Origin of the sequence: Bacillus sp. FJAT-27225 (assembly GCF_001685025.1) — a bacterium.
Classification (GTDB): Bacteria; Bacillota; Bacilli; order Bacillales; family Cytobacillaceae; genus Bacillus_D.
In genome coordinates, this window is record NZ_MAYU01000022.1 from 381316 (window position 1) to 404959 (window position 23644).

The 23644-nt window shown below is 44.6% G+C and carries 20 protein-coding genes; 9 read left to right on the top strand and 11 right to left on the bottom strand.

Features of this window, described 5'->3' with window-relative positions:
* Window positions 1-90: 90 nt before the first annotated feature.
* Window positions 91-2226: a DNA helicase RecQ gene (recQ, locus tag A8F94_RS18080; RefSeq protein ID WP_066203532.1), complete on the bottom strand. Its 2136-nt coding sequence runs from the start codon at window positions 2224-2226 to the stop codon at window positions 91-93.
* Window positions 2227-2350: 124 nt separating this feature from the next.
* Here recQ and A8F94_RS18085 point away from each other — a divergent pair, with 124 nt between their 5' ends.
* The 4 genes from A8F94_RS18085 (at window position 2351) to A8F94_RS18100 (ending at window position 5476) form a co-directional block, all read left to right on the top strand.
* Window positions 2351-2644 carry a hypothetical protein gene (locus A8F94_RS18085; RefSeq protein ID WP_066203535.1) on the top strand — a complete coding sequence of 98 codons (294 nt, stop codon included), beginning with the start codon at window positions 2351-2353 and terminating at the stop codon, window positions 2642-2644.
* Between the two features lie 339 nt (window positions 2645-2983).
* On the top strand, window positions 2984-3196 hold the full coding sequence (locus A8F94_RS18090) for a YheE family protein (protein ID WP_066203537.1): 213 nt from the start codon (window positions 2984-2986) through the stop codon (window positions 3194-3196).
* Window positions 3197-3281: 85 nt separating this feature from the next.
* Window positions 3282-4193, top strand: coding sequence for a PucR family transcriptional regulator (locus A8F94_RS18095; protein WP_066203540.1), 912 nt, complete (start codon window positions 3282-3284; stop codon window positions 4191-4193).
* Window positions 4194-4363: 170 nt separating this feature from the next.
* Window positions 4364-5476: an ABC transporter ATP-binding protein gene (locus A8F94_RS18100; RefSeq protein ID WP_066203546.1), complete on the top strand. Its 1113-nt coding sequence runs from the start codon at window positions 4364-4366 to the stop codon at window positions 5474-5476.
* 67 nt (window positions 5477-5543) lie between these two features.
* Here A8F94_RS18100 and A8F94_RS18105 read toward each other — a convergent pair whose 3' ends face one another.
* Window positions 5544-5786 (bottom strand): hypothetical protein, encoded by a 243-nt coding sequence (locus A8F94_RS18105; RefSeq protein WP_066203550.1) that lies wholly within the window; start codon window positions 5784-5786, stop codon window positions 5544-5546.
* Window positions 5787-6071: 285 nt separating this feature from the next.
* On the opposite strand from A8F94_RS18105, the gene A8F94_RS18110 reads away from it, so the two are divergent.
* Entirely contained in the window at window positions 6072-6275 is a 204-nt protein-coding gene (locus A8F94_RS18110; protein ID WP_066203552.1) for an alpha/beta-type small acid-soluble spore protein, read from the top strand.
* Between the two features lie 209 nt (window positions 6276-6484).
* Here the strand turns inward: A8F94_RS18110 and fumC are convergent, their stop codons facing one another.
* Together fumC and A8F94_RS18120 are read right to left on the bottom strand one after the other, a co-directional pair.
* Window positions 6485-7861, bottom strand: a complete 1377-nt coding sequence (gene fumC, locus A8F94_RS18115; RefSeq protein ID WP_175384462.1) for a class II fumarate hydratase — start codon at window positions 7859-7861, stop codon at window positions 6485-6487.
* Between the two features lie 68 nt (window positions 7862-7929).
* On the bottom strand, window positions 7930-8454 hold the full coding sequence (locus tag A8F94_RS18120; RefSeq protein WP_066203556.1) for a GNAT family N-acetyltransferase: 525 nt from the start codon (window positions 8452-8454) through the stop codon (window positions 7930-7932).
* Between the two features lie 259 nt (window positions 8455-8713).
* Here A8F94_RS18120 and A8F94_RS18125 point away from each other — a divergent pair, with 259 nt between their 5' ends.
* A complete protein-coding gene (locus A8F94_RS18125) occupies window positions 8714-9334 on the top strand; it encodes an NAD(P)-dependent oxidoreductase (RefSeq protein ID WP_066203559.1) in 621 nt (206 codons plus the stop codon).
* Between the two features lie 112 nt (window positions 9335-9446).
* Window positions 9447-9935: a pyridoxamine 5'-phosphate oxidase family protein gene (locus tag A8F94_RS18130; protein ID WP_066203561.1), complete on the top strand. Its 489-nt coding sequence runs from the start codon at window positions 9447-9449 to the stop codon at window positions 9933-9935.
* Between the two features lie 79 nt (window positions 9936-10014).
* Here the strand turns inward: A8F94_RS18130 and A8F94_RS18135 are convergent, their stop codons facing one another.
* The 3 genes from A8F94_RS18135 to iadA all read right to left on the bottom strand — a co-directional run bounded on the left by A8F94_RS18135 (window position 10015) and on the right by iadA (window position 15313).
* Complete coding sequence (locus A8F94_RS18135; protein ID WP_066203564.1) at window positions 10015-12030, bottom strand: ABC transporter ATP-binding protein; 2016 nt, start codon at window positions 12028-12030, stop codon at window positions 10015-10017.
* Window positions 12027-13784: an ABC transporter ATP-binding protein gene (locus A8F94_RS18140; protein ID WP_066203566.1), complete on the bottom strand. Its 1758-nt coding sequence runs from the start codon at window positions 13782-13784 to the stop codon at window positions 12027-12029. Before A8F94_RS18140 ends, A8F94_RS18135 begins: the two co-directional genes overlap by 4 nt.
* Window positions 13785-14140: 356 nt before the next feature.
* Complete coding sequence (iadA, locus tag A8F94_RS18145) at window positions 14141-15313, bottom strand: beta-aspartyl-peptidase (protein WP_066203569.1); 1173 nt, start codon at window positions 15311-15313, stop codon at window positions 14141-14143.
* A gap of 166 nt (window positions 15314-15479) precedes the next feature.
* On the opposite strand from iadA, the gene A8F94_RS18150 reads away from it, so the two are divergent.
* A complete protein-coding gene (locus tag A8F94_RS18150; RefSeq protein ID WP_066203571.1) occupies window positions 15480-15803 on the top strand; it encodes an HPr family phosphocarrier protein in 324 nt (107 codons plus the stop codon).
* A 934-nt stretch (window positions 15804-16737) separates the two neighbouring features.
* Here the strand turns inward: A8F94_RS18150 and A8F94_RS18155 are convergent.
* Together A8F94_RS18155 and A8F94_RS18160 are read right to left on the bottom strand one after the other, a co-directional pair.
* Complete coding sequence (locus A8F94_RS18155) at window positions 16738-19386, bottom strand: cation-translocating P-type ATPase (RefSeq protein ID WP_066203573.1); 2649 nt, start codon at window positions 19384-19386, stop codon at window positions 16738-16740.
* Window positions 19387-19705: 319 nt separating this feature from the next.
* Window positions 19706-21814: a transglycosylase domain-containing protein gene (locus A8F94_RS18160; protein ID WP_066203575.1), complete on the bottom strand. Its 2109-nt coding sequence runs from the start codon at window positions 21812-21814 to the stop codon at window positions 19706-19708.
* A 443-nt stretch (window positions 21815-22257) separates the two neighbouring features.
* Here A8F94_RS18160 and A8F94_RS18165 point away from each other — a divergent pair, with 443 nt between their 5' ends.
* A complete protein-coding gene (locus tag A8F94_RS18165) occupies window positions 22258-22764 on the top strand; it encodes a universal stress protein (protein ID WP_066203578.1) in 507 nt (168 codons plus the stop codon).
* Window positions 22765-22891: 127 nt separating this feature from the next.
* On the opposite strand, the gene A8F94_RS18170 is transcribed toward A8F94_RS18165, so the two are convergent.
* A complete protein-coding gene (locus A8F94_RS18170) occupies window positions 22892-23347 on the bottom strand; it encodes a helix-turn-helix transcriptional regulator (protein ID WP_066203581.1) in 456 nt (151 codons plus the stop codon).
* 134 nt (window positions 23348-23481) lie between these two features.
* Window positions 23482-23634 (bottom strand): FeoB-associated Cys-rich membrane protein, encoded by a 153-nt coding sequence (locus A8F94_RS18175; protein WP_066204070.1) that lies wholly within the window; start codon window positions 23632-23634, stop codon window positions 23482-23484.
* Window positions 23635-23644 lie beyond the last annotated feature (10 nt).

Genomic DNA, 23644 nt, shown 5'->3' on the forward strand with positions numbered 1-23644 from the left:
TTGCAAGATTTTGGAAGAGTTTTAAGATAGTGAATAACTATCTTTTAGACGAAAGCGGCTCATATGAAGTATAAAAAAAAGGAGTGGCAGCTATAAAAGCTGCCTGCTCCTTTCCAGTGTCAAATATGCTTTTATCATAAAATAGGAAACTTCCTCGGGGAGCAATTCTTTAATCGGCTTTAACCGCTCGTTTCCCGCTTCCTCAACCGCTTCTTTAAGCATCGGCAGGAATTCTTCAGGAATGATTTTTTGAATGTCGACCGGCAAGCCTTGTTCCATGCAGGCAATCAGGTGATTTTCAATTGTGATTTTGGAAAGCTCCCTCATTTTCGCAATTTCATCAATAGCATGCCCCTCAAGATAAAGCTTATGGGTTTCCAGATGGGAATTGGCAACCGGTTTTGCGGCGGGACGCTTTTGAACCGGTTCTGCTTTTTCAAATACAGGTTTTCTTTCAGGGTTCGTCTCTAAGAATTCTTTGATGGCAGCAATAAAAGCTGATCCGAACTTCTCATGCTTGCTTTTTCCAACACCGCTCACATCGAGGAATTCTTCATCCGTTTTTGGCAGCTTTAAACACATGTCTTTAAGGGCAGCATCAGAAAATATGACAAAGGGAGGTACATTGGCTTCATCAGCAAGGATTTTACGGACACTTTTCAATTCCTCGAACAATGGATCTGCAGAGGATATTGATTCCGATTTTACTGCCTGTTTCCTAACCACAGGCAGCCTGCCGCCAAGCACCTCTTTTCCCTTCTCTGCAACAAAAATGGTCGGATACGTCCCATGAGCCACACCGATGATCTCTTCGGAAATCAGGAACTCGATAAAGCTTCCCGTCTCTTTGGCAGTCCAGTTTTTCAAAATTCCATACGTGGATAACGCATCAAATCCCAATTCCCTGATTTTCTGGTTTGCAGACCCGGTCAGCACCTGGGCAGTCAGCCCTTTCCCAAAACGCTGTCCCATCCGAACAATACAGGACAGAACCATTTGTGCTTCCTTCGTAACATCTTCTGTCTCCCTGGAATCAGTACAATTTCCGCACCGTCCGCATGGCTTCGTAGTTATTTCTCCAAAATAGCGAAGGATGAATTCCTGCAAACAGCTTTCCGTATGGCAATAATCAGCCATTCCCTGCAGCTTTGCAAGTTCACTTGCCGCTCTTTCCCCTGCTGCCGACTGGTCGATCAGAAAGCGCTGAACCTGGATATCCTGCGGGGAATACAGTACGGTGCAGACTGACGGCAAACCATCCCGGCCAGCGCGCCCCGCCTCCTGATAATAGCTCTCCATATTCCGGGGAAGCTGGTAATGGAGAACGAACCGAATATTGCTTTTATCGATACCCATTCCAAACGCCGATGTTGCGACCATCACCGAGGCTTCATCCCGTAAAAACCGATCCTGCTCCGAAAAGCGGTCGGCATCAGACATCCCGGCATGATAGCGGGCCACGGAAATACCGCCCTTTTTGAGGTTTTCATAAAGCATATCAACTGTCTTTCGTGTAGCAGCATAGATCACGCCGGTTTCTTTTTCGTTTTCTTTTAAAAATCGCTTCAGGAAAAGTCCCCGGTCCTGTCCTTTAACAACCGAAAATGAAAGGTTTTCCCGCTCAAATCCTGTAATGACCTCATTTTCTTCTGGTATTCCCAGCGAGCCCTTTATATCGTCTCTTACCAGTGGTGTCGCTGTCGCTGTCAGGGCAAGGATTGCCGGTTTTCTGGAAAGAAGACCGGAAAGCTTAGAAATATACCTGTAGCTTGGCCGAAAATCATGTCCCCATTGGGAAATACAATGCGCCTCATCCACTGCAATCAGCCCGATTTCCATTTCCTGAAGTTCCCGGATGAATTCTGCGGATTCCAATCTTTCCGGCGCGACATAAAGCAGCTTGTACTCGCCGTACCGCGCAGCTTCCATCCGCTCGGCTGCTTCTTTTCCTGAAATCGAACTGTTAATATAGGTTGCAGCAATGCCAAGTTGTACAAGCGCATCAACCTGGTCCTTCATCAGGGAAATTAGCGGTGAAATGACGATTGCAGTTCCCGGCATCATTAGAGCTGGTATTTGATAGCAAACCGATTTCCCTCCACCTGTCGGCATGACACATAAAGTATTTCTGCCGAACAAGACTTCCGCGATTGCCCTTTCCTGCCCATTCCTAAAATTATCGTAACCAAAATAGGTTTTTAATAGCTTCTGTGCTTCTTCCAACAATAGGTTCACCTTTTTTCATCGGGTTCTCTTACCTTCATTATATCAAAAATTTTCGATTTCCCCTGTTGCTGGCACAATTGGAAAGCATATATATAACTACATACCAAAAAGGGGTTGAATTTCTTTGTTTAAAACTAGGTCCTCGTTCTTCCTATTTCTTTTCGCCAGCTTGGCTCATGCGCTTACCCTAATCTATTTTGTTGCCAGTACTGTATCAACTGGGCTTGATGGGTCACATCGCGAATCTTTGCTTGATTGGTTCCCGTTCCTTTTGTTCGCTGCCACTTTTGCCTTCCATGGATTACCGGAATTAAGGGCTGTCTGGAAGTCTGCACCCCTCCGGGCATTTCTCCTGCTTATCGTTATAATAGGGGTACTTTCCTGGCTACTGACAGCAGTAATGGGAATACGCTTTTAACTGCCACTTCAATATGTGGAGCAGTGTATTTCAGACAATAACGTCTATCGGGCAAAACTATAAATTGGGCTCGCTTCAATAATAGAAAGCCATTCGGAAAATGTATCGCCCGTCACAACTTTATCTTTATCACCCTGAATGAACTTTTTTTATCCCTCAATCACAAGTTTTTAACCCTGAACGAACCATATTTCACCCTGAACGGAGCATATATCGCCCTTATTCACCTTTCCGACACAATCCTTCCGAATAAACACTACCATACGATTAAAAAACCTCTGCGAACTCGCCACTCCGCATGCGGTTAGTATAAAATGGTGTCGAGGGAGGAAGGGATAGATGCTGACACATTTTCAGTTTAAACCGCTTTATAAAAATGAAGTGATCCCAGGTTGGGAATTCTCGGGGTTTTTTAAAAAGCAAAAACGCTCTGGCCGCTATCTTCAAGATGGGCGAATTGAATGGGTTTTGAATCCGCCGGATCATGAAGACAAGGATATCCTTGAAAATCAGGTCCATGAATTGATGCTTTTCCATGTATATGACCGTTGATGCCGGGGAGTCCCATCCGGCATTTTTTGTTGCTCTTTAATAATTGGTATAATAGAAAAAATGAATGAATAAATGGGGAAATGCTATGTTCGCAAATTTACTGGAGCTATATCCTGGCTCAACGATCACTGACTTCCCGCCTGGCAATGTAGGCGGAAGCGTCCATATTTTCAACAATCCCTTAACTGGAGAGTGGATTTCAATTCCTGCAGACGTAATCAGCGGGAGGGAGCTTGATCTGCTCGGAAGATTATACGGTAAAACCGAACCAATCACAGAGAAATCACCTCTTCTTCAACTATGGAGGAATTTCCTTTTGTCTGGCGGTGAACTTCCCTCCACTCATGAAAATGAATTTGTCCGGCTTCTGCAAATCCAGTTTTACGGCCAGGGAAATGAACGGGAGGAACTTGAAACGGCAGTAAAAGGATTTTTCCCAAATGATGTGCTGATCCTTTGGGAAAATCAACGTGAAGCAATTATCATCCAAGTAGGAGACACTCTTCTGGAAGAGCGGGATATAGCTTCCATGGCTGCAGCATTCGAGAGTGATTTTTACATAAAAACATTGCTTTATATTGGCAAAAAACTTCGGATTAATGCCGACTTGCCAGGACACTTTGGGAAGGAACGCACCCTTTTTTCATTTGCTAAAAAGAGCATGCCCAGAGAAGAATATTATACCTTCGAGAAGATTTTCCCGGCCTATATTGCATCCCAGCTGCCGGAACAGCTTGCCGAGGCGCTCCTTAATGAATTCCAGGAAGCGTTTAGCAATGACGAAGAAATGTTCATTACTGTAAAAGGATTTCTTGAAAATGGATCAAACGCAAGCCTTACTGCAAAAAAATTGTTTATCCACCGCAACACACTACAGTACCGAATCGATAAATTTACGGACCGGACAGGAGTCGGTTTAAAGGATTTCCACTCAGCTTTTACCGTCTATCTTGCCTGCCTGCTTTATGACAAAAATCGAAACAGCACCACCGAATGAAGCTGCCCCTAATCAAGGCAGTTTTTTTCGATTACTCCACCTTTTGAAAGGGCTTACAGCAATGTGCCCAATTCTTCGTACGAAACTTTGTGCAGCCTGTCCATATAGTTTTCGACAAAGATTTTATAAAATGAATATATGAAAACAGTTTAAACAGGAGGCTACAACACATGGCAGAATTAAAGCTTGACCATATTTATAAAGTCTATGATAACAAGGTAACTGCAGTTGAAGACTTCAACCTTCATATTCAGGACAAGGAATTCATCGTATTCGTCGGCCCGTCCGGCTGTGGTAAATCTACGACTCTTCGTATGATTGCCGGCCTTGAAGAAATTTCAAAAGGCGATTTTTACATTGATGGCAAAAGGGTTAATGATGTCGCTCCGAAGGACCGTGACATCGCGATGGTTTTCCAGAACTATGCCCTTTACCCGCATATGTCCGTTTACGATAACATGGCATTTGGCCTGAAACTCCGCAAAATTCCGAAAGCTGAAATCGACCAAAAGGTAAAAGAAGCAGCAAGGATTCTTGGCCTTGAAACGTACCTTGACCGTAAGCCAAAAGCGCTTTCCGGCGGTCAGCGCCAGCGTGTTGCTCTTGGCCGCGCCATTGTCCGTGACGCGAAGGTGTTCCTAATGGACGAGCCGCTTTCCAACCTTGATGCAAAGCTCCGTGTCCAGATGCGTGCTGAAATTGCCAAGCTTCACCGCCGCTTGAACACAACGACTATTTACGTTACACACGACCAGACTGAAGCGATGACAATGGCGACGCGCCTTGTTGTTATGAAAGATGGCGTTATCCAGCAGGTTGGTACTCCTAAAGAAGTTTATGAAAGGCCTGAGAATGTATTCGTTGGCGGTTTCATCGGGTCACCTGCGATGAACTTTTTCCGCGGAACATTGGAGGAAGGCACATTTGTTATCGGCAATTCCAAAATTGCCGTGCCTGAGGGCAAGATGAAATTTCTCCGCGAGCAGGGCTATACTGGCAAGCCAATCATCCTCGGTGTCCGTCCTGAAGATATCCATGACGAGCCGGTATTCATTGACGCTTCTGCAGGTTCTAAAATCACTGCAACTGTCGATGTTGCAGAATTGACTGGTGCCGAAACGATGGTTTACTCCAGCCTCGGCGGACAAGATTTCGTGGCACGGCTTGATTCCCGTTCTGATATTCACCCTAATGACAAGCTCGAGCTTGCTTTTGATATGAACAAAGTTCACTTCTTTGATGTAGAATCCGAGCTTCGCCTTCGTCCAGCAGGAGATAAATAATCTAAATATCAAAAGCGCCTAGACCATTTGAAAGGTCCAGGCGCTTTTTGTTTTCTAAAAAAATGAATTACTCGTCAATCAGGACTACCTTGTCATTTCCACATGCAGGGCAGCGGTACAGGTGCGGACACTGTTGATTTTTGTGATCATTTGGAATGCCGTCCTCAAGCTTCATTAAATCGATTGGCATGTATGGGCTATAGTCATCGAAATAATCCATGTAGCGGCCTTTCTCTTCCATCCGGCTACTGCATTCGCTGCAGGGAATATCCAGTTGTTTTAGTCCATTGCAGACTGGGCATACCGCCATTTGAATCCCCCGCTTTTTTGTTAGTGTTTGCAGTGCTCTTTTTTCTATACAAAATAGCTCCTTACTACAATAAAAGAACAGGTAGTATGAAGCGACTATCAACATGATTTGTGGCATTAATTACCACTATCGGTATAGTATAAACCAGTACATACGGCTCATACTAGAACCAATATCACCGATGGGTTCCAGGGCCGGGACTAGACGTCTTCCCGGCGAGCCGGTGCAACTCCGGCCAACCCAGCCATACCAAAATTTTCAAAAAGACTGAGGAGATGAAACAGCATGGCCAACAACAATTCAAACCAATTGTTAGTACCAGGTGCAGAACAAGCTTTGCAACAAATGAAGATTGAAATTGCACAAGAATTTGGCGTTAACCTTGGTGCAGAAACTACTTCCCGTGCAAACGGCTCGGTCGGTGGAGAAATTACTAAGCGTCTCGTTTCAATGGCTCAGGGTCAACTAGGTGGCGGCTTCAGCCGTTAATTGGCTGGATCCTCGAGAACACGAAGAATCTGTAAAAGCTTTAAAAGTGAATATACTGGATACGCCCCCTCCTTTAGGCAGGGGGCACTTATTTTTTATAAAAAAGATTCTTTACCAAAAGAAGTGGTTGAAAATAGTCTGTTCTTTTAGTGAAAGCCAGCACCGTATGGTAGTAAAGATACTATAACCGTTTTGCCGATTCTTTCGAACTAGACCATATTTTCCGGCTTCACCCATTCATCAAATTCCTGCCCGGTCAGGTAGCCGGTCCTGATCGCTGCTTCTTTTAATGTCAGGGATTCGGTAAATGCCAGCTTGGCAATTTGTGCTGCCTTTTCATAGCCAATATGCGGATTTAGAGCCGTAACAAGCATCAGCGACCGTTCCATTTGCTCGGCAATGGCTGTTTCGTTTGCGGTAATCCCAACAGCGCAATTTTTGTTGAATGAATTGATTCCGTCAGCCAGCAGCCTGACTGACTGCAGGAAGTTATGGATGATAACCGGCTTAAATACATTCAGTTCAAAATTCCCCTGGCTTGCCGCAAAGGCGATTGCAGCATCGTTGCCGAAAACCTGGCATACTGCCATAGTCAAAGCCTCGCTTTGAGTCGGGTTAACCTTACCAGGCATTATAGAACTGCCCGGCTCATTGGCAGGAATCGCAATCTCCCCAATTCCGCTCCGCGGTCCACTGGCCAGCCATCTTACATCATTGGCAATTTTCATCAAATCAGCCGCAAGAGCCTTACACGCACCGTGCACATAGACAAGCTCATCATGGCTGGTCAGGGCATGAAATTTATTTTTCGAAGAACGGAAGGGATGGCCAGTAACGCTTGCGATGACTTCTGCCGTCCTGCTTCCAAAATCCTTCGGAGCATTAATACCTGTACCAACTGCGGTTCCTCCAATGGCAAGATCGAGCAGCGACTTGCTGGACTCTCTTATCATCTTTGCAGTTTTCTCAAGCATTGTCCGCCAGCCGCTCACTTCCTGTTCAAGTGTCAAAGGGGTTGCATCCTGCAGATGCGTCCGTCCGATTTTAATAATATGCGCAAACTCTTTTTCTTTTTGCCTGAAGGTTTCAGTCAGTCCTTCAAGGGCCGGCAGCAAGGTTGAACTCAATTTCCCGTAGGCGGCAATGTGCATGGCTGTTGGAAATGTATCATTCGAGCTTTGCGACATATTCACATCATCATTTGGGTGAATTCTCGTTGAACTGCCCTCCTGCTCTAGCAGGGCATTCGCCCGGTTCGCAATTACTTCATTGACGTTCATGTTTGTCTGGGTTCCGCTTCCTGTTTGCCAGACTACAAGTGGAAAGTGTTCGTCATACTTACCTTCCAGGATTTCGGTGCATACGTGAACAATAATTTCCTTTTTTTCATCAGAAAGCCTTCCAGACTCATTGTTGGCTATAGCCGCTGCTAGCTTGACAGTTGCCAGGCTATATATGAGGTCAAGCGGCATTTTCTCTGTACTGATCTTAAAGTTTTCGAGGCTCCGTTGTGTTTGCGCGCCCCAGTAGCTGTCTTTTGGAACCTTCACTTCACCGAGTGTATCTTTTTCAATCCGGTAGTCCAATTTGATCCCTCCCTTGTTCATCCTTATATCATTTTCCCTTTTTTGCTTAAAACAAGCCTATTCTCTCTTTATTCATTGAACTCCTTTGGGTACACCACTGTCTCTGATTTATTTTCCAATGAGCCCCTGTTTAGTTCCATAGCCATGAATACTTCATCTGGTACATCCCATGGAGCCTTGATTCCCCATTTGGATGCTTTTTCAAAACCGAACCCGGAGTAATAACGAGGATGGCCGAGTACAATGACAGAACTGAAATCAGAGTGTCTTGCCCTTTCCAACGCCTCATTTATGAGTCGGGTTCCAATACCTTTATTTTGATATTCCGGCAGTACCGAAACAGGTGCGAGGGTCAGTGTTTCAGCTGATTGTATGTTTGCCTTTGTCATAAGAACATGGCCGACAATTTCCCCGCTGACGTCGTCAAAAGCGACTAGCGATAGCTCAGGCACAAACGATTTTGAGCCTCTAAGCCGCGCTACAAGCTTATGTTCGGTTTTATCGCTGATAGCGACATTGGCAAAGGCACGTTGAATTAGTTTTTCTGTATTCAGGTAATCCTTTTCATTCTCCTGCCTTATATAAACGGCCATTATCCCATCCCCTTTATGAAGTCTTATCTTGAGTATACCTGCAGTCTTTGGCAAAATAAAAACTGCAGACAGTGTCTGCAGCTTTATTGTTTCACTATCATATACCCGATGTAGTAGACCAGACTCATCAAACTGCCAATTGTTAATGTTACCGAGAACATCTCCATCCCGCTCCTTTAGGTTGAGTTGCATCCATTACTAAAGTACCATGAACAGCCTCAAAAGATTTTCAATTTCGTGACAGAAAGGTGAACTTTACGTGAACATATGTCTTTTTGGTGCCACAGGGAGGGTTGGCGGAGTTGTCTTGGAAAATTGTTTGAAGTCCGGCCATAACGTACACGCTCTCGTAAGAAATCCTGAAAAACTTTCTTATACCCATCCTGCTTTAAGAGTGTTACATGGTGATGCTTTAAATCAGCAAGATGTTCATACCGCTGTTAAAGGCTGTGATGCTGTCATCAGCTGTTTGAACACGGGAGGCACTGATTTCCTCTCAAGTTCCATGCCCATTATCATCTCGGCAATGAAAGCCCATGATGTGCACCGAATCATTATGGTCAGCACTGCAGGGATTCTGCAGGCACGCTCTGAACCGGAACTGTACAGATTTCAATCATCAGAATCAAGGCGGTCCACCACAAAGGATGCCGAGGAACACCTCAAGGCTTTTTTGATTATGGAGGAATCCGGCCTTGACTGGACAGCTGTTTGCCCTACCTACTTGCCAGTCGGGGAACGGATTGGGACTTATCGAATTGGCAGGAATATCTTGCCGGAACACCCAAGCTCAATCTCAATCTACGACACCGGGGATTTTACGTTTCATCAGCTTCAAAGCCTTGAATACCTGCACTGCCGGGTGGGGCTGACGTATTAAGGATAGGAGCCAACGTAAGTAGAATCTGCCACAGATGGTTTAGCAATCCGCACCTGATTAAATATTGATGTAAAGGGTAGTATACCTTTGTATACATTAATGAGGTGATATAATGTCTAATATAATCAAACAAGAAGAAATGGAAACCTTAAGAGAGTTAATTAAAGACGTAGATACCGCCATGCTGACTACGGTTACTGAAGAAGGACTTGTTTCTCGTCCCATGAAAACACAAGAGGTAGAGTTTGATGGTGACTTATGGTTTTTTACCAAAAAAGAGACGAATAAATATGAAGAAATTTTACATGATCAAGAAGTTAATGTCGCATATGCAGGTAAATCGTATGTTTCAGTCCGTGGAAGAGCGGAAATCGTTCAGGATTTAAACAAGAAAAAGGAATTGTGGAGCAAAGCATACGAGAAAATTATGCAAACTTCCTATGATGATCCTAATGTTGTCTTGATAAAGGTAAAAGCGGAAGCTGCGGAATATTGGGAAACAGGTAATTTTACGAAAAAAATCGCCTTTTTCTACAAACGGATGACAGGGCAAAGTGGTAAATCGGCAGAAGTCAATGAAACTGTTGAACTGAAAGAATAAGGTAACAAGCTGTTTTTTTGTTATGTCATTTAAATGAGGGTATCCCATGTTAAAAAACATGGGACACCCTCTTTTTCTATTACCCCGCTAAATTCCCTTTTCCCAGCTGAAGCTGATACATTTGATAGTAGCGGCCTTTTTGTTCCATCAGGTCGTCATGGTTGCCTTTTTCAACTATCTCGCCCTTATCCAGAACAAGGATTTGATCTGCGTTGCGGATTGTCGAGAGGCGATGGGCGATGATAAACGTGGTTCTGCCCTTTTTCAGTACCTCCATCGCTTCCTGGATAATCGCTTCAGTTTCGCTATCGATACTTGACGTCGCTTCATCAAGAATCAGGATGGCGGGATCGAAGGAAAGCGCACGTGCAAATGAAATAAGCTGCCGCTGCCCGCTTGAGAACGTCGAGCCTTTTTCAGTCACCGCGGAATCATATCCGTTTTCAAGATTTTTAAAGATTTCGTCAGCGCCGACATCTTTAAGCGCTTTTTCAACCCGTTCACGGGAAATCGAGGGGTCGCCAAGGCTGACATTTGAAGCAATCGTACCTGTAAACAGGTACGGATCTTGAAGGACGATTCCCATTTGCCGGCGCAATGAGTTTCTGGAAATATGTTTAACATCTATACCGTCAATGGTAATCGCACCTTTCTGGCAATCATAAAACCTAAAGAGCAGATTCATGATTGAGCTTTTGCCAGAGCCAGTATGGCCGACAAGAGCAACCGTTTCTCCAGGCCGGGCTTCAAAATTGATATTTTTCAAAACCCACTCGCCTTCCTTATACGCAAAGGAGACATTGTCAAAGCGGACGTTCCCGTTGTACCTTTCAAGCTCGGTGCCCCGTTCCTCTTCCTCGGGTTCATCCATCAGCTGGAACACCCTTTCGCCTGCAACGAGCGCCTGCTCAAGGTTCGCCTGCTGGTTGACCATGCCGACAACCGGCTCGAATAGCCTGTTAATGTAATCGACAAAAGCGTAGAGCATCCCGAGCGAAATCGCGGACGATGCTTCCAGTGATTCGCCTCCAAAGTACCAGATGAACACGACAAAGACGATGTTGCGAAGTACATTGACAAGATTGAAGGATGTCAGCGAGTTGAGGTTCAGCATTTTATTTTGGTTTCGGAAATGGTCCTCATTCAATTTTTCAAAATCGGCAATTGATTCCTTCTCGCGCCCGAAGGCCTGTATCACGTTCATGCCCTGGATCGACTCATTGACCATCGCGTTGATTTCACTGTTCCGCGATCGGATTTTATGGTTGTACCGGGATGCAAACTTCCGGTATATCACCATCCAGGCGTAAAGGATTGGCAGGAGCAGCAACGTAATCGCTGCCAGGTTTGGATTCAGAATAAATAAAGCGATGTAAATCCCAATTATATATATTCCGCCTGTAAAAAAGGTCGAGAGCACGGTTACATACAACTCCCGGACAGCCTCTGTATCATTGGTAATACGGGCGACAATTTTTCCGGCAGGCAAATTATCAAAAAAACTCACAGGCAATTTTTGAATCCTGGCATACACATCTTCACGCATTTTCTGGATAACCCGGTTTGCCGACTTTTGCAGCATGTAGCGCTGCCAGTACTGGAAAAATGCCGAAACTACCGCCAACCCGAAATATAGTGCCAAGAGCCAAACAATACCCGGCAATTCGGGGGCTGAAAACCGCATGACGTCTCCTGCGGACAGAGCGGTTGCGGGATAGTTTTTTTCGATATCCCCATTTTTAATCGTTAACGTCCCATTGCTGTAACTCCGATCGCCGTCAGCATCTACTTCTTCTCCTACAAAAACAAATCCGGTTCCTGCCTGGAAGATTTCAGCAGGGGCGCCTTTTGTTTCACCTTCGTTAAAATAAATGTCCCGCTTATAATACGTGCCATCATATTCGACAGCTTTATCTCCCTGTTCCGTTTCATGCCAGACCGATTCGATGCCAAGGATATGAATATCAATGACCCGCTTGGCAATAAACGGCCCAGCGAGGTCAGCCGCTGCAGAAAAAGTAAGTAAAACCAAGGCCCCCGCTATGATCGATTTGAATTGAAGCGCATAATGATATAATCGTTTTCCTGTGGTCATATCGACACCCCCTCCTCCGCAGCTGTTTCTGCCTGCTGGCGCTCATACTGCTCCCTGTACCAGCCGCCCTTGGCCATCAATTCCTCATGCGTTCCCTCTTCGATGATTTTTCCTTCTTCGAGAACAATAATCCGGTCAGCATGCATGACAGCCGACATTCTATGGGTTGTAATAACAGTCGTCTTGCCAGCCCGATCCGTACGGATATTTTCAATGATTTTTTGTTCTGTTTTCGCATCAACCGCCGAGAGTGAATCATCAAGGATCAGGATTTCAGGGTCTTTGATAAGTGCCCTGGCAATCGAAATCCTTTGTTTTTGCCCGCCGGACAAGGAGACACCTTTTTCGCCAACAAGAGTTTCAAGCCCCTCTGGAAGGTTTTCCAAATCACTTCTGAAAGCGGCTGAATCAATCGCCTGCTGGAGCTCCTCCTCACCGGCATTCCGGTTTCCGAACAGGATGTTTTCACGGATACTCCTTGAGAACAGAACATGGTCCTGAGGAACATAACCAATCCAGTTCCGGATCCCTTCTAGCGGCTGATCCTCGATAGGTACATCGGCAATTGAAATCGTTCCGCTTCCGGCCGGATATTCACGAAGAAGCTGCTTGATGAATGTTGTTTTGCCGCTGCCAGTTTTGCCGACGACACCAAGCGTTTCACCCTGGTTCAGTTTCACATTGATATCCTGAAGGTTATCCTGGGCGGAGCTAGGGTACCTGAACGTCACCTCGTCATAGTGAATGGTTTCAGGAGAGCCCACAGTGAGAGGAACTTCAGGGTCCTTTACATCTTCCTTATAAGCAAGTGTCTCCTGGACCCTGCCAAGAGAGGCATTACCCCTTTGCATTATGTTAATCAACTCGCCTATTGCCAGCATTGGCCATATCAGCATCCCAAGATACACATTGAAGGAAACCAGGTCGCCAAGGGTAATCTGCTGGCTGAAAACAAGCTTTGCGCCGTAGCCAAGCCCGATGACATAGCTGACTCCAATCAATATCTTGATTGTTGGCTGAAACAGCGAATCGATTCTGGATACAGCCACATTTTTTGCAAAAAGATCTTCGGTTTGGGCATGGAATCGCTTGATTTCTTCTTGTTCCTGTACGTAAGCACGAATGACGCGTGTTCCCGCGATTGATTCAAGCACCTTGTCATTCAATTCGCCAAAAGCGTCCTGCGCCTTTACGAAACGGGTATGGATCCGCTTTCCATACAAATTCACCAAAAGGGCCATAATCGGTAAGGGTATAATCGACATTAGCGTCAGTTCCCAACTGATTGTAAAGCCCATCGTTAACAATATCGTCAGCATCCAGACCGACGAATCGATCATCGTCAGAATCCCGAATCCCGCTGTCATCGAAATCGCCTTGATATCGTTTGTTGCCCTGGCCATTAAATCGCCAGTCCTGTTTTTCTCATAAAATGTCGGTGTCATTCTGAGTAAATGATTCATAAAATTGCTTCGCAGCTGCCGTTCAACAAGGAATGCAGCGCCAAACAGCAAGTAATGCCAAATGTAGGTGACGGTATAAGAAAGAACTGTAATGACTGCCAACCCTAATACGAGCTGGAGGATTAGTTCCTTTGACATCGCTCCTTTTTGAATCGTGTCAATCGCCATCCCAAGAAGCCTTGGCGGCAGAATGTCAATCAAGCCGGCAAGGATTAACAGCGCAATCGCGATTGTATACCGCCGCCAATTTTCTTTAAAAAACCAGCCCAACTTTTTTAAAACTGAAAACATAGTACCACTCCCCTTGTTTACGCATCCAACCCCTTAAAGACGCAAAAAGGACATACCGCAGCAAAGCGATATGTCCCGAATTTCATTTTGAAGCTTGGAGACAAACCATGTCGTGCGCGTTAAAACGCACTGGCCCGTCTGTTATTTTTCACCTAATTGTGAGGAAAACAGAGATAGAGTGCGCTTCTTTCGATATTCAGCTGTTTGAAGATGACCAATCATTCTGAGCATGACGCGCCCTCCTTTTCCTTTTTGTTAACCGGTCGGGTCCGGCCTTTTCTACTTTGTAAGGGTATCACCGGTACTAGCTACTTGTCAATTTAATTTTCCAGATTAGGATTTATTTTCTAAAAACTTCATTCAAATGTGCCCTTCACGATTGCTTTTCCGTTTTCCACCATCATCCTGCCCATCGCAAATACGTCCTTGATGGTCAGGTCCTCTTTATTAAGCAAGACAAGGTCTGCGTCCTTTCCTTCAGCAATCATTCCTTTACGGTTAAGCTTTAAAATAGATGCCGGGTTTTGCGTAATAACTCTGAGGGCAACCTCGATTGGAATGCCTTCCTGCATAATTGCAGCCCGAACTTCTTCAAAAAGTGTTGAAACCTTGCCTATTTTTAAACCGAGCAGTTCTCCAAATTCATCAAAATCAGGCAGGCTAGCCTGGCCATCAGACGTGAAGGTAATTTGTGAGATATCGATATGCTGATCCAGCATCCTCCTTAACCCAACCGAGCATTTTACTTCCCCTTCATCAAAAAACTTTGGCACTGAGCTAGTAGTAAAATCCACATAGCCACCCTTTTTTGCAAAACGGATTCCCGCTTCAAACAAGTGCTGACTCCTATTCATATGAGTCGGATAAAATTGCCTGATTGGGATATCGGTTTTTTCGACAACCTCATCGATCACTTTAAGATGATCATAACTGTCTCCGACATGGATATTCACGATTCCTGCTTTTCCGGACAACAGGCCGCCAATCCTTGCAGCAGAAGCGATTTTTGCCATTTCTTCCGCGGTCGGTTGTGAGGAACGGTGATCAGCAATCGCTACCTCCCCGGCTCCAATAATTTTATCAATCAAAATGATATCGTCCTCTATTTTTCCGGTAAGGGTTTTTAGAGGAACCTGATAGGAGCCGGTATGGACGTAACACGTGATCCCTTCTTCATCCAGCGCACGAGCCTTTGCAATCAAGTTAGTCATTGTCCGTGTTGTGCCATCTGTCCCAAGGACACCGATAACAGTCGTAACCCCTGCAAGAGTCGCATCTGTGAGTTTAAGCTCGGGTGTGCGGGTGCGGTAACTGCCTTCGCCGCCTCCTCCCGTAATATGTACATGCGAATCAATAAAGCCCGGGACAATATATTTTCCTTCAGCATCAACCACTTCCACTTTTGCAAACCGTTCCGGGACTTGAATGTCTTCGGATATCCAGCCAATCCGGGAATCAATAAGCAATAAATCTTTTTTACCAAGATAATGCGGTGCGTATAATTCACCATTCTTAATGAGAGTTAACATATAAAAATCCTCCCTTTCCGTTTTCCATTATTAACTATACCCATTTACTACTTGGGCTTGCAAATGGGCGAATTGTGAAAGCTTGCCAGGTTTAAAAGTGAGTGGCCTGTGGGTAAAAGAACACTACAACACACATATAGGATTTAAGACAAAAGGAGAATGTATGATGAAAGAAATTATGAGTGCAAATGTTATTATTCTAAATAAATTCAATATGAAGAAGATGCTTGAAATTTATCAAACTGCGAAGCAATTCAAGGGCTCCACTTATCTATATTGCCGCCACCGTGCAGTTGATGCAGAAAATTTACCAAAGCTCGTTTCCTTCCTGCTCACATTGGAGTCCGGCAGCATGGTTAAAATTATTGCTGAAGGCGAAGACGTATCAAAACATCTTGATGGTATTCAATCAATTTGTACTTCCGATATTTCACTTATGCAAAAAAGCAAGAAGCATTTCCTGAATACAAGCGAAACATTCCAAATCTAGGGTTCCCCTTTAAGGAAGCGAGGTGTGAAGGATGGAAGAAAGGCGCAATGTCGAAGTGAGAAAAGAGAAGCATTCAGATAGTTCCCGAGTTGGAAGCACCTTCATCAAGTATGCCGCATACCTCATTATCTTCTTCGGGGTTCTCTGGTTTTTGATTAACTACATTATGCCAATGTTCTAAAACAGGGTGAATGCCCTGTTTTTTGTTTACTAAAAGATTGGTTTTCTACTATATAAAAAGAACTTGATTAAGGTACACTGCTGTTGATCTTCGTTCCACAAAGGAAAGCCCCCTGAATAATCATCGCAGAGACAGGCGACTTTTGCCTGTCGCGAGGCACTTTGCTTTCCGTGGGGCGGGCGGTGAGCCTGTCTACCTGCGGCTCCTAGCTCCTCGAGGTCGCTTCGGTCCTTCAGCTGAAGTCAAAAATCGACTTCTGCTTCAGGCCCCCCACAAGAGTAAGCTTCGAAAGCATAGACATCGCACGAAGAAAATGCGTTTTTTGCATTTTCGAGGAGCGCTTGTCGGAGCTGGGCAGTCGCCTCGGTTTTCTTTCTCCTCGGCGTAAACGCCTGTGGGGTCTCACCTGTCCCACTGCTCCCACAGGAGTCTTCGTGCCTTCTACTCCATTCAACAGAACGAGATTCATTAGTTCGTTTTATATTATAGTTGATTTCCATTCAACTAATGGATTTCTATTAATTACTTTGTCTTAGAAATTTCCCCTGCAAAGTTCTAAGTATTTTTATTAGTTACTTTGTTACAAATTTTTTCATTACAAAGTCACTTAGACCCTCTATTAATGACTTTGCCACAATTTTTTTCTATGTACAGTCCCTTAGAACTTCTACTTCTAATTGTCCTTAAAATTCACAAAGAAAAAACGGTTATATGCCTCCTCTGCGGGTTGCATATAACCGTCTTTTTTTTTACTTATTTTGCTGATTGAAGTTTAACACGAATGACTTTAATGATTTCCATTAGGATGACTGCTGCAACAGCAAGGGCGGCTGCAATCAAGAAATCATTCATGCCAAATTCAGCAGGGATTCCAAAAATGTCTCGGGTAAACGGAAGGATCGTTACCCCATAAAGGACAAAACCAAGCAGTACTGCGCCTATTACCGGTTTGTTGCTAAAGAAACCGGCACCAATCGCTGTCTGTGTAGCGGAACGGGCAGCAAATGTTTGCAGAGTCCTTGATAAAATTAAGGTTGTGAATGCCATTGCTACTCCCATTTGCATGGATTGGGCCAAGCCGATATGGAGCGAAAGAATAACAGCCAAACCAATTAACGCACCACGTACGGCAACAGCCTGGAAGGTACCTCCTGCAAACAAGCCTTCTTTCGGGTCGCGCGGTTTCTTCTTCATTACATTTGGTTCAGCTTTTTCCATCCCCAATGCAATCGCAGGAAGGGAATCATTTACAAGGTTGATGTACAACAACTGAATGGCAGTGAACGGATTTGGCAAGTTGAACAATACTGCGTATAAAATCGCGATGATTGCTCCAAGGTTCCCTGCGAACAAATAGCCAATCGCTTTCTTTATGTTGGCATAAACTGTCCTGCCGACACTTACAGCTCTAACTATCGATGCAAAGTTATCATCAGTCAGGATCATGGAAGCCGCATCCTTCGCTACATCTGTCCCGCTTCCCATAGCAACGCCGATATCTGCCTGTTTTAATGCTGGAGCATCGTTCACGCCGTCACCTGTCATCGCTGTAACCTTATCTTTCCGCTGCCATGCACGGACGATCCTGATTTTATTCTCCGGTGAAACACGTGCGTAGACAGAAACATGTTCAAGTTTCCTGTCAAGCTCCTCATCGGTCATGGCATCAAGTTCTTGTCCTGATAAGGCAATATCATCTCCAGACATCAGCCCGATATCACGGCCAATCGCCTGGGCAGTTGTCTTGTGGTCACCAGTAATCATAACAGTTTTGATGCCTGCACTTTTTGCATTTTTAATTGCTTCATATACTTCCTCACGTGGAGGGTCAATCATTGCGGTAAGCCCGACTAAAACAAGATTGTTTTCATCACCTTCGTCAATGGTTGTCTGGCCCTCAGGGAGTACCCTGTAGCCATAAGCCAGTACACGAAGTGCCTGATTGGAGAAATCTTCATTGGCTTTACTAAATTGTTTCAGCTTATCCTCTGTTAGAGGTTCTTCTTTGCCGTTTATTAATACATGGGTAGCACGGCCAAACATAATATCAGGGCCGCCTTTTGTCAAAATCATCCGAGAACCGTTGATGCTGTTGACAGTGGACATCAACTTCCGGTCTGAATCAAAGGGCAATTCCGCCTCACGCGGATACGTATTGCGTAGCTCGTTATAATTCCTGTTGTTTTTATTGGCAAAATTGATAAGAGCTACCTCTGTCGGATCGCCAACCTCCTGGCCGCTGTCATTAATGTAGGAATCATTGCAAAGAGCCGCAATATTAATGAGCATCTGTTCGGCTTTATTCCAGTCGTCCGGATTTTCCTTCAAAGGCTTTTGTACATTCCCTGGAAGGAAATAATCTGTGACGGTCATTTTGTTTTTCGTTAACGTACCTGTTTTATCCGTTGCAATAACACTGGCCGAACCCAGGGTTTCAACAGCCGGAAGTTTCCGGATTATTGCATGTTGCTTTGCCATTTTATTCGTCCCGACTGAGAGGACAATCGTGACAATCGCGGATAAAGCTTCCGGTATTGCTGCTACTGCAACAGCTACTGAAAACATGAGTGCATTCAGGAGGGCGGTGCCCGTATCAACAACTCCATCCCCAAGCCAAATCCTGGCAGCCTGCAATGCAAAGATAAATATACTTAGAATAAGAATGCCAATTCCCAACTTCTTACTAAATGCATCAAGCTTACGCTGAAGCGGTGTTTGTTTCGCCTCGGCAGTCGCAAGCATGTCTGCAATTTTCCCGATTTCCGTTTTTTCAGCTGTACCTGTTACAGCAAATTGCCCATGGCCATAAACAACCAGGGAACCACTAAACACCATATTTTTCCGATCACCAAGAGGCGCCTCACCGGAGATGGCATCCGTGTGCTTTTCAACTGCCTCGGATTCACCTGTCAGCATTCCTTCGTTTACTTTCAAGGACGCACTTTCAAGAATCCGTCCATCTGCTGGAACATAGTCACCTGCTTCTAGAAAGACAATATCGCCCTGAACCAGCTCCCGGGCAGGTATGGTTTGTTTTGTACCGCCCCTGATTATTTTCGCCTCGGGGGCTGACATATTGCGCAAGGCTTCTAGTGACCCTTCTGCTTTCTTTGTCTGGACAACACTAATAATTGAATTCAGAATCAAGACAAGCAGGATGATCAGTGCTTCAACAACTTCACCGAGGATTAGCTGAACTCCGGCGGCAATGACTAACACGATGACCATCGGATCTTTAAAGGTTTCAAGGAACAGCTTCCAGGTTGGAACCTTTTCTTTATCCTTTATTTCGTTATAGCCATCTCGTTCAAGACGGTGCTGAACTTCTTCCTCTTTTAAGCCTTCACGCGAAGACTCTACAGATTGCAGAACTTCTTCCTTTGTTTGTTGAAAGTATTCCATTTGAGCGCTCCTTTCCTCACTATGCATTATTAAAATTCAGGAGTAAATTGGCAATAAAAAAAGCGAGACCTGTACCATATAGGCAAAGGTCTCGCTTAGCTCATTTTAGAAGCCAACAAAGCCGATGATGTTACCACCATGTAATGACGACTTTATTGCGAATCGGTTCCCAATTCGAAGCTACTCCCCTTTGACAAACGTCAAAGTGTTATTTCGATATAGTTACATTATCACACTTTACACATTGACAAAAATAGTTTGCTCACAGATACGGCATACAACTCATATATCAAACGATATAGGGGGACAGTAGTCCGCTTTAGTCATTATCTTTATTTTTATCTTTTTCTTTGCCTTTTCCTTTTTCTTTTTCTTTGACCTTATCTTTACCTTTTTCTTTTCCTTTATCTTTCTTCTTTCCTTGCTCTTTCCATTTTTTCTCCCACTTTTTCTTTTCTTCCTTCACCCTTTCTTCCCACTTCTTGGCGCCCTCATTTAGTCCATTCCAAAAGGATTTCCGTTCCCTTTCCTTAATTAAATCCCCCACATCCTGGACGTTAAAACTTGTTGGCTCCATTCCCTCGAGAGCAGCCGTCATGAATCGTTGAAAAACCCGGCCTGCCCCCTCGCTGCTTGTAGTCGTTAAATAGTGATCCTTATCGGTTTTGTCATAGCCAATCCAAACCGCACTGACAAGGTCAGGTGTATATCCGACAAACCACTGGTCTTTTACCCCGTCAATTCCTTCAATCGCTACCTGGGTAGAGCCCGTCTTGCCTGCGACTTCGCGCCCCTCGATTTGCGCGCTTTTTCCAGTACCGTATTCAACCACCCCAAGCAGCATTGCATTCATCTTATCTGCCACCTCTGCAGTGGTAACTTTTTTCTTTTCTTCCTTACGCTCTGCTACCACTTGGCCGGACGGATCCTCAATCCGGATAATTGTGTGGGCATCAGTGCGAACACCACGATTTGCAAAAACCGAAAACGCCTCTGCCATTTGCTTTGGGGAAACACCTGTATGCAAGCCCCCCAATGCGACAGCCAAATTACGGTCTTCCTTTTCAAGTGGCAGTCCGAATTGTTTAACTGATTCAAGGCCTTTTTCAATGCCCAGCTCATTTAATAACCAGACAGGGGCAATGTTCTTCGATTCCATCAAAGCTTCATACATTGGCACTTCGCCTTCGTATTGGTCATTATAATTACTTGGTTGATAGTTTCCAAAGCTCATTTTTTCATCCTTGACCATATCAGTAATTTCCCAGCCCTCTTCAAGCGCGGGTGTATAGGATACGATTGGTTTAATGACTGAGCCTGGCTGTGCCTTCAGCTGGGTAGCCCGATTATAGCCCCTGAATACATGCTCTCCCCTGCCGCCAACCAACGCCCGAATGCCTCCGGATTTTGCATCAACAAGGACCGCCCCGCTTTGGACAGGGTCACTGCTGTTCCCGACATTGAACAAAGACTCATCTTTAAAAGACTCTTCAACTGCTGCTTGCATCTTCGGGTCCAGCTCGGTATAAATTTTATAACCGCCTGTCAGCAATTCATCCTGGGTAAACCCGTATTTTGCAATAGCTTCTTCAAGGACGGCATCAACGTAATATGGATATTTACCGGTAAATGGGTCAACACTTTTGTCGACAAGCTTAACCTCTTCTGCCATTGCCTTTTCGGCTTGATCCTTTGTTATGAACTCATGCTGAACCATGGCCGTCAGCACGACATTGCGTCGGGCGATTGACTTTTCCAAATCGTTATATGGATTTAGCGCGGATGGCGCCTTAATCAGTCCAGCCAGCATGGCGGATTCAGCTAGTGAGAGTTCTTCGACTTCTTTGCCAAAATACTTTTTCGCTGCCCGATTGATTCCCCAGGCACCATCACCAAAATAAATTGTATTTAAATACATTTGCAGTATTTCATCCTTCGAAAATTCCTTTTCAATAGCTCTTGCGAGAGTTGCTTCCCGAAGCTTCCTGCTGTAGGTTTTTTCAGAATCGAGCAGTGCGTTTTTCGCCAGCTGCTGGGTGATCGTGCTTCCTCCTTCAACAACCCCGCCAGCCATCAGGTTTCGGAAAAACGCCCTGGCTATGCCGATTAAGTCGACACCGGAATGGTTGTAAAAACGATGATCCTCTATTGCCACAAGAGCATCCTTCATATGGTCAGGCACCTTTTCAATGGGTGTCCCTTCATTCTTATTGGCGGTTACCTTACTGGCTACTTCTTCGTTGATATCATAAATGACCGTTGCTTGGTTTAATACATTATCAAGTGCGGAAATATCAGCATCTTTTGAAAAAAAGCTAAAGGCTGCTAATAACCCCAGCAAAGCTACTGCTATTGTCAGGAGCATTATCTGATTCATATGCCATTTCTTCCAATTTTCAACTATACCGCTAAACACTAACTTTCTCATCATTGCCCTCCTGGTGTAACCAACAGTTCGTATCCTTACTAACTTCTACCCTTGGCTGTCATCGGATATTCCGAAGCAAAAGCCAAGCAAAAAATAAAAAGCATCCGATTGCTCGTCTGCTTTTTAGCTGGATTTTTTGGTTTCACATTTATAGTCGCTCAATTCCTTGTGTAAAGATTCCATATACATATAAACGATTTGTTTAATTTTGTCATCAGCTTCAAGTATATCTAAATGTTGGAGGCATTTCCGTATGGTAGGGTGCACCTGTGTACTCATCATCATCACCTCATGGTCTCTTTTTAAGATTTTTCGCCAGAACATTGCCATTTTTGGGGGTAAGAGTATTAAAAAGGCCATCTAAAAGCAAATGGCTTAGACTAGTTTTATTAATAAAGGGTAAATAAAAATAGACAGAAACTTCTGAAAAGGGGCGGGATAGTATGTTTAGTTTTAGAAGAATAATCTTGGCCTATGATGGCAGTGAAGGAAGCAACAAGGCACTTAAACTGGCAGCATCAATCGCGAAACACGAAAAGGATGCTGCGCTTACAGTCATTAATGTGTATGAAGAAAAAATAGAAACCAGACGGGTAGATATCGTGGGGAATGCTCCTTCCTCTATGCATGGCTATATAATTGAAGGAATCCCAGCATCTCCCTCCACTCTTGGCTTCAGCCAAACGGAACAGTCGACCCAGGCAATTATTACCAATAGTGTTGACCAAATCTTTTTTGAAGCACAAAGAGAGCTGGAAGGGATTAGCACAAGCTTTCAGGTTTTAGAGGGCACACCGGCCGAAAGCATTTGTGCCTATGCAGAGGAAGTCAATGCAGATTTAATCATCGTGGGCAGTTCCGGCAAGAGCGGATTCAAAGGGTTTCTGTTAGGAAATAATACAGAGAAAATTTCAAAACTCGCGCACTGCCATGTCCTAATTGCAAAATAAATGAAAGACCCAATTGATTCAGCTAAGCCGAGTATATTTGAAGCTACAAGGTTCACTGATCTCAAAGTCATTAAGGCAGGAGTTTTACAGACCGTTAATGCAGGAAAATAAGCTGGGTATCCCCCGCTTATTTTCCTGCTGCTATTTCATCAAAACGCTGGCTTGCACTTTCTTCATCAAATGAACTATATATCCTGTAATGTTCCTCATCCAGAATGCGGAGGTGCTTACTAAGAATGTTCTGCTGCAGGATATAGCCATTTTTCCTTTTTATCTCGCGCCACCATATTTTCCCGCCCATCGTTTTTCCCTTACGGTAATCAATGCCTTCCCGCGCAACGGTCTCTAGTACTTCCAGTGGCTCGTTCCCAAATAGGAACTGCACGGTCTCAGTTTCCCGGAATAATGCACAGACAGCGACTACTGTCGACCATCCTGCAGGCACTCGGCCCTTCTCAATTTGGACAAGTGTTTTTTTGGAAACTCCGATGATATCAGCCATTTTATCCTGTGTATAACCGGCTTCCGTCCGAATAAGGCGGAGCTTTTCAGACACTTTCATGATTATGTCATCTCTTGTCACAAAAAACCCTTCCTTCATGTTTCTTAAGTGTAATTTTACACAATAAAAGTATAAAATAAAAGCCGTTTAGGGTAGGTTGGAAAAAAATAATTAGCGCCCTGCTTTTTAAAGCGAGGGCGCTGACACTTTTTCTCTTATTTTTCTTTCGGTGAGCAGGTGTTGGTCGAGCAATTATCCGACAAAGAGCATGCTGCACACTTCCCTTTTTTTGAACGGTTGATGAAGCGCATGAACGCCCAGCCCGCATAGATGAATATTGCTCCGCCAATCACTATGTTGGTTATCATTCCTGTCATT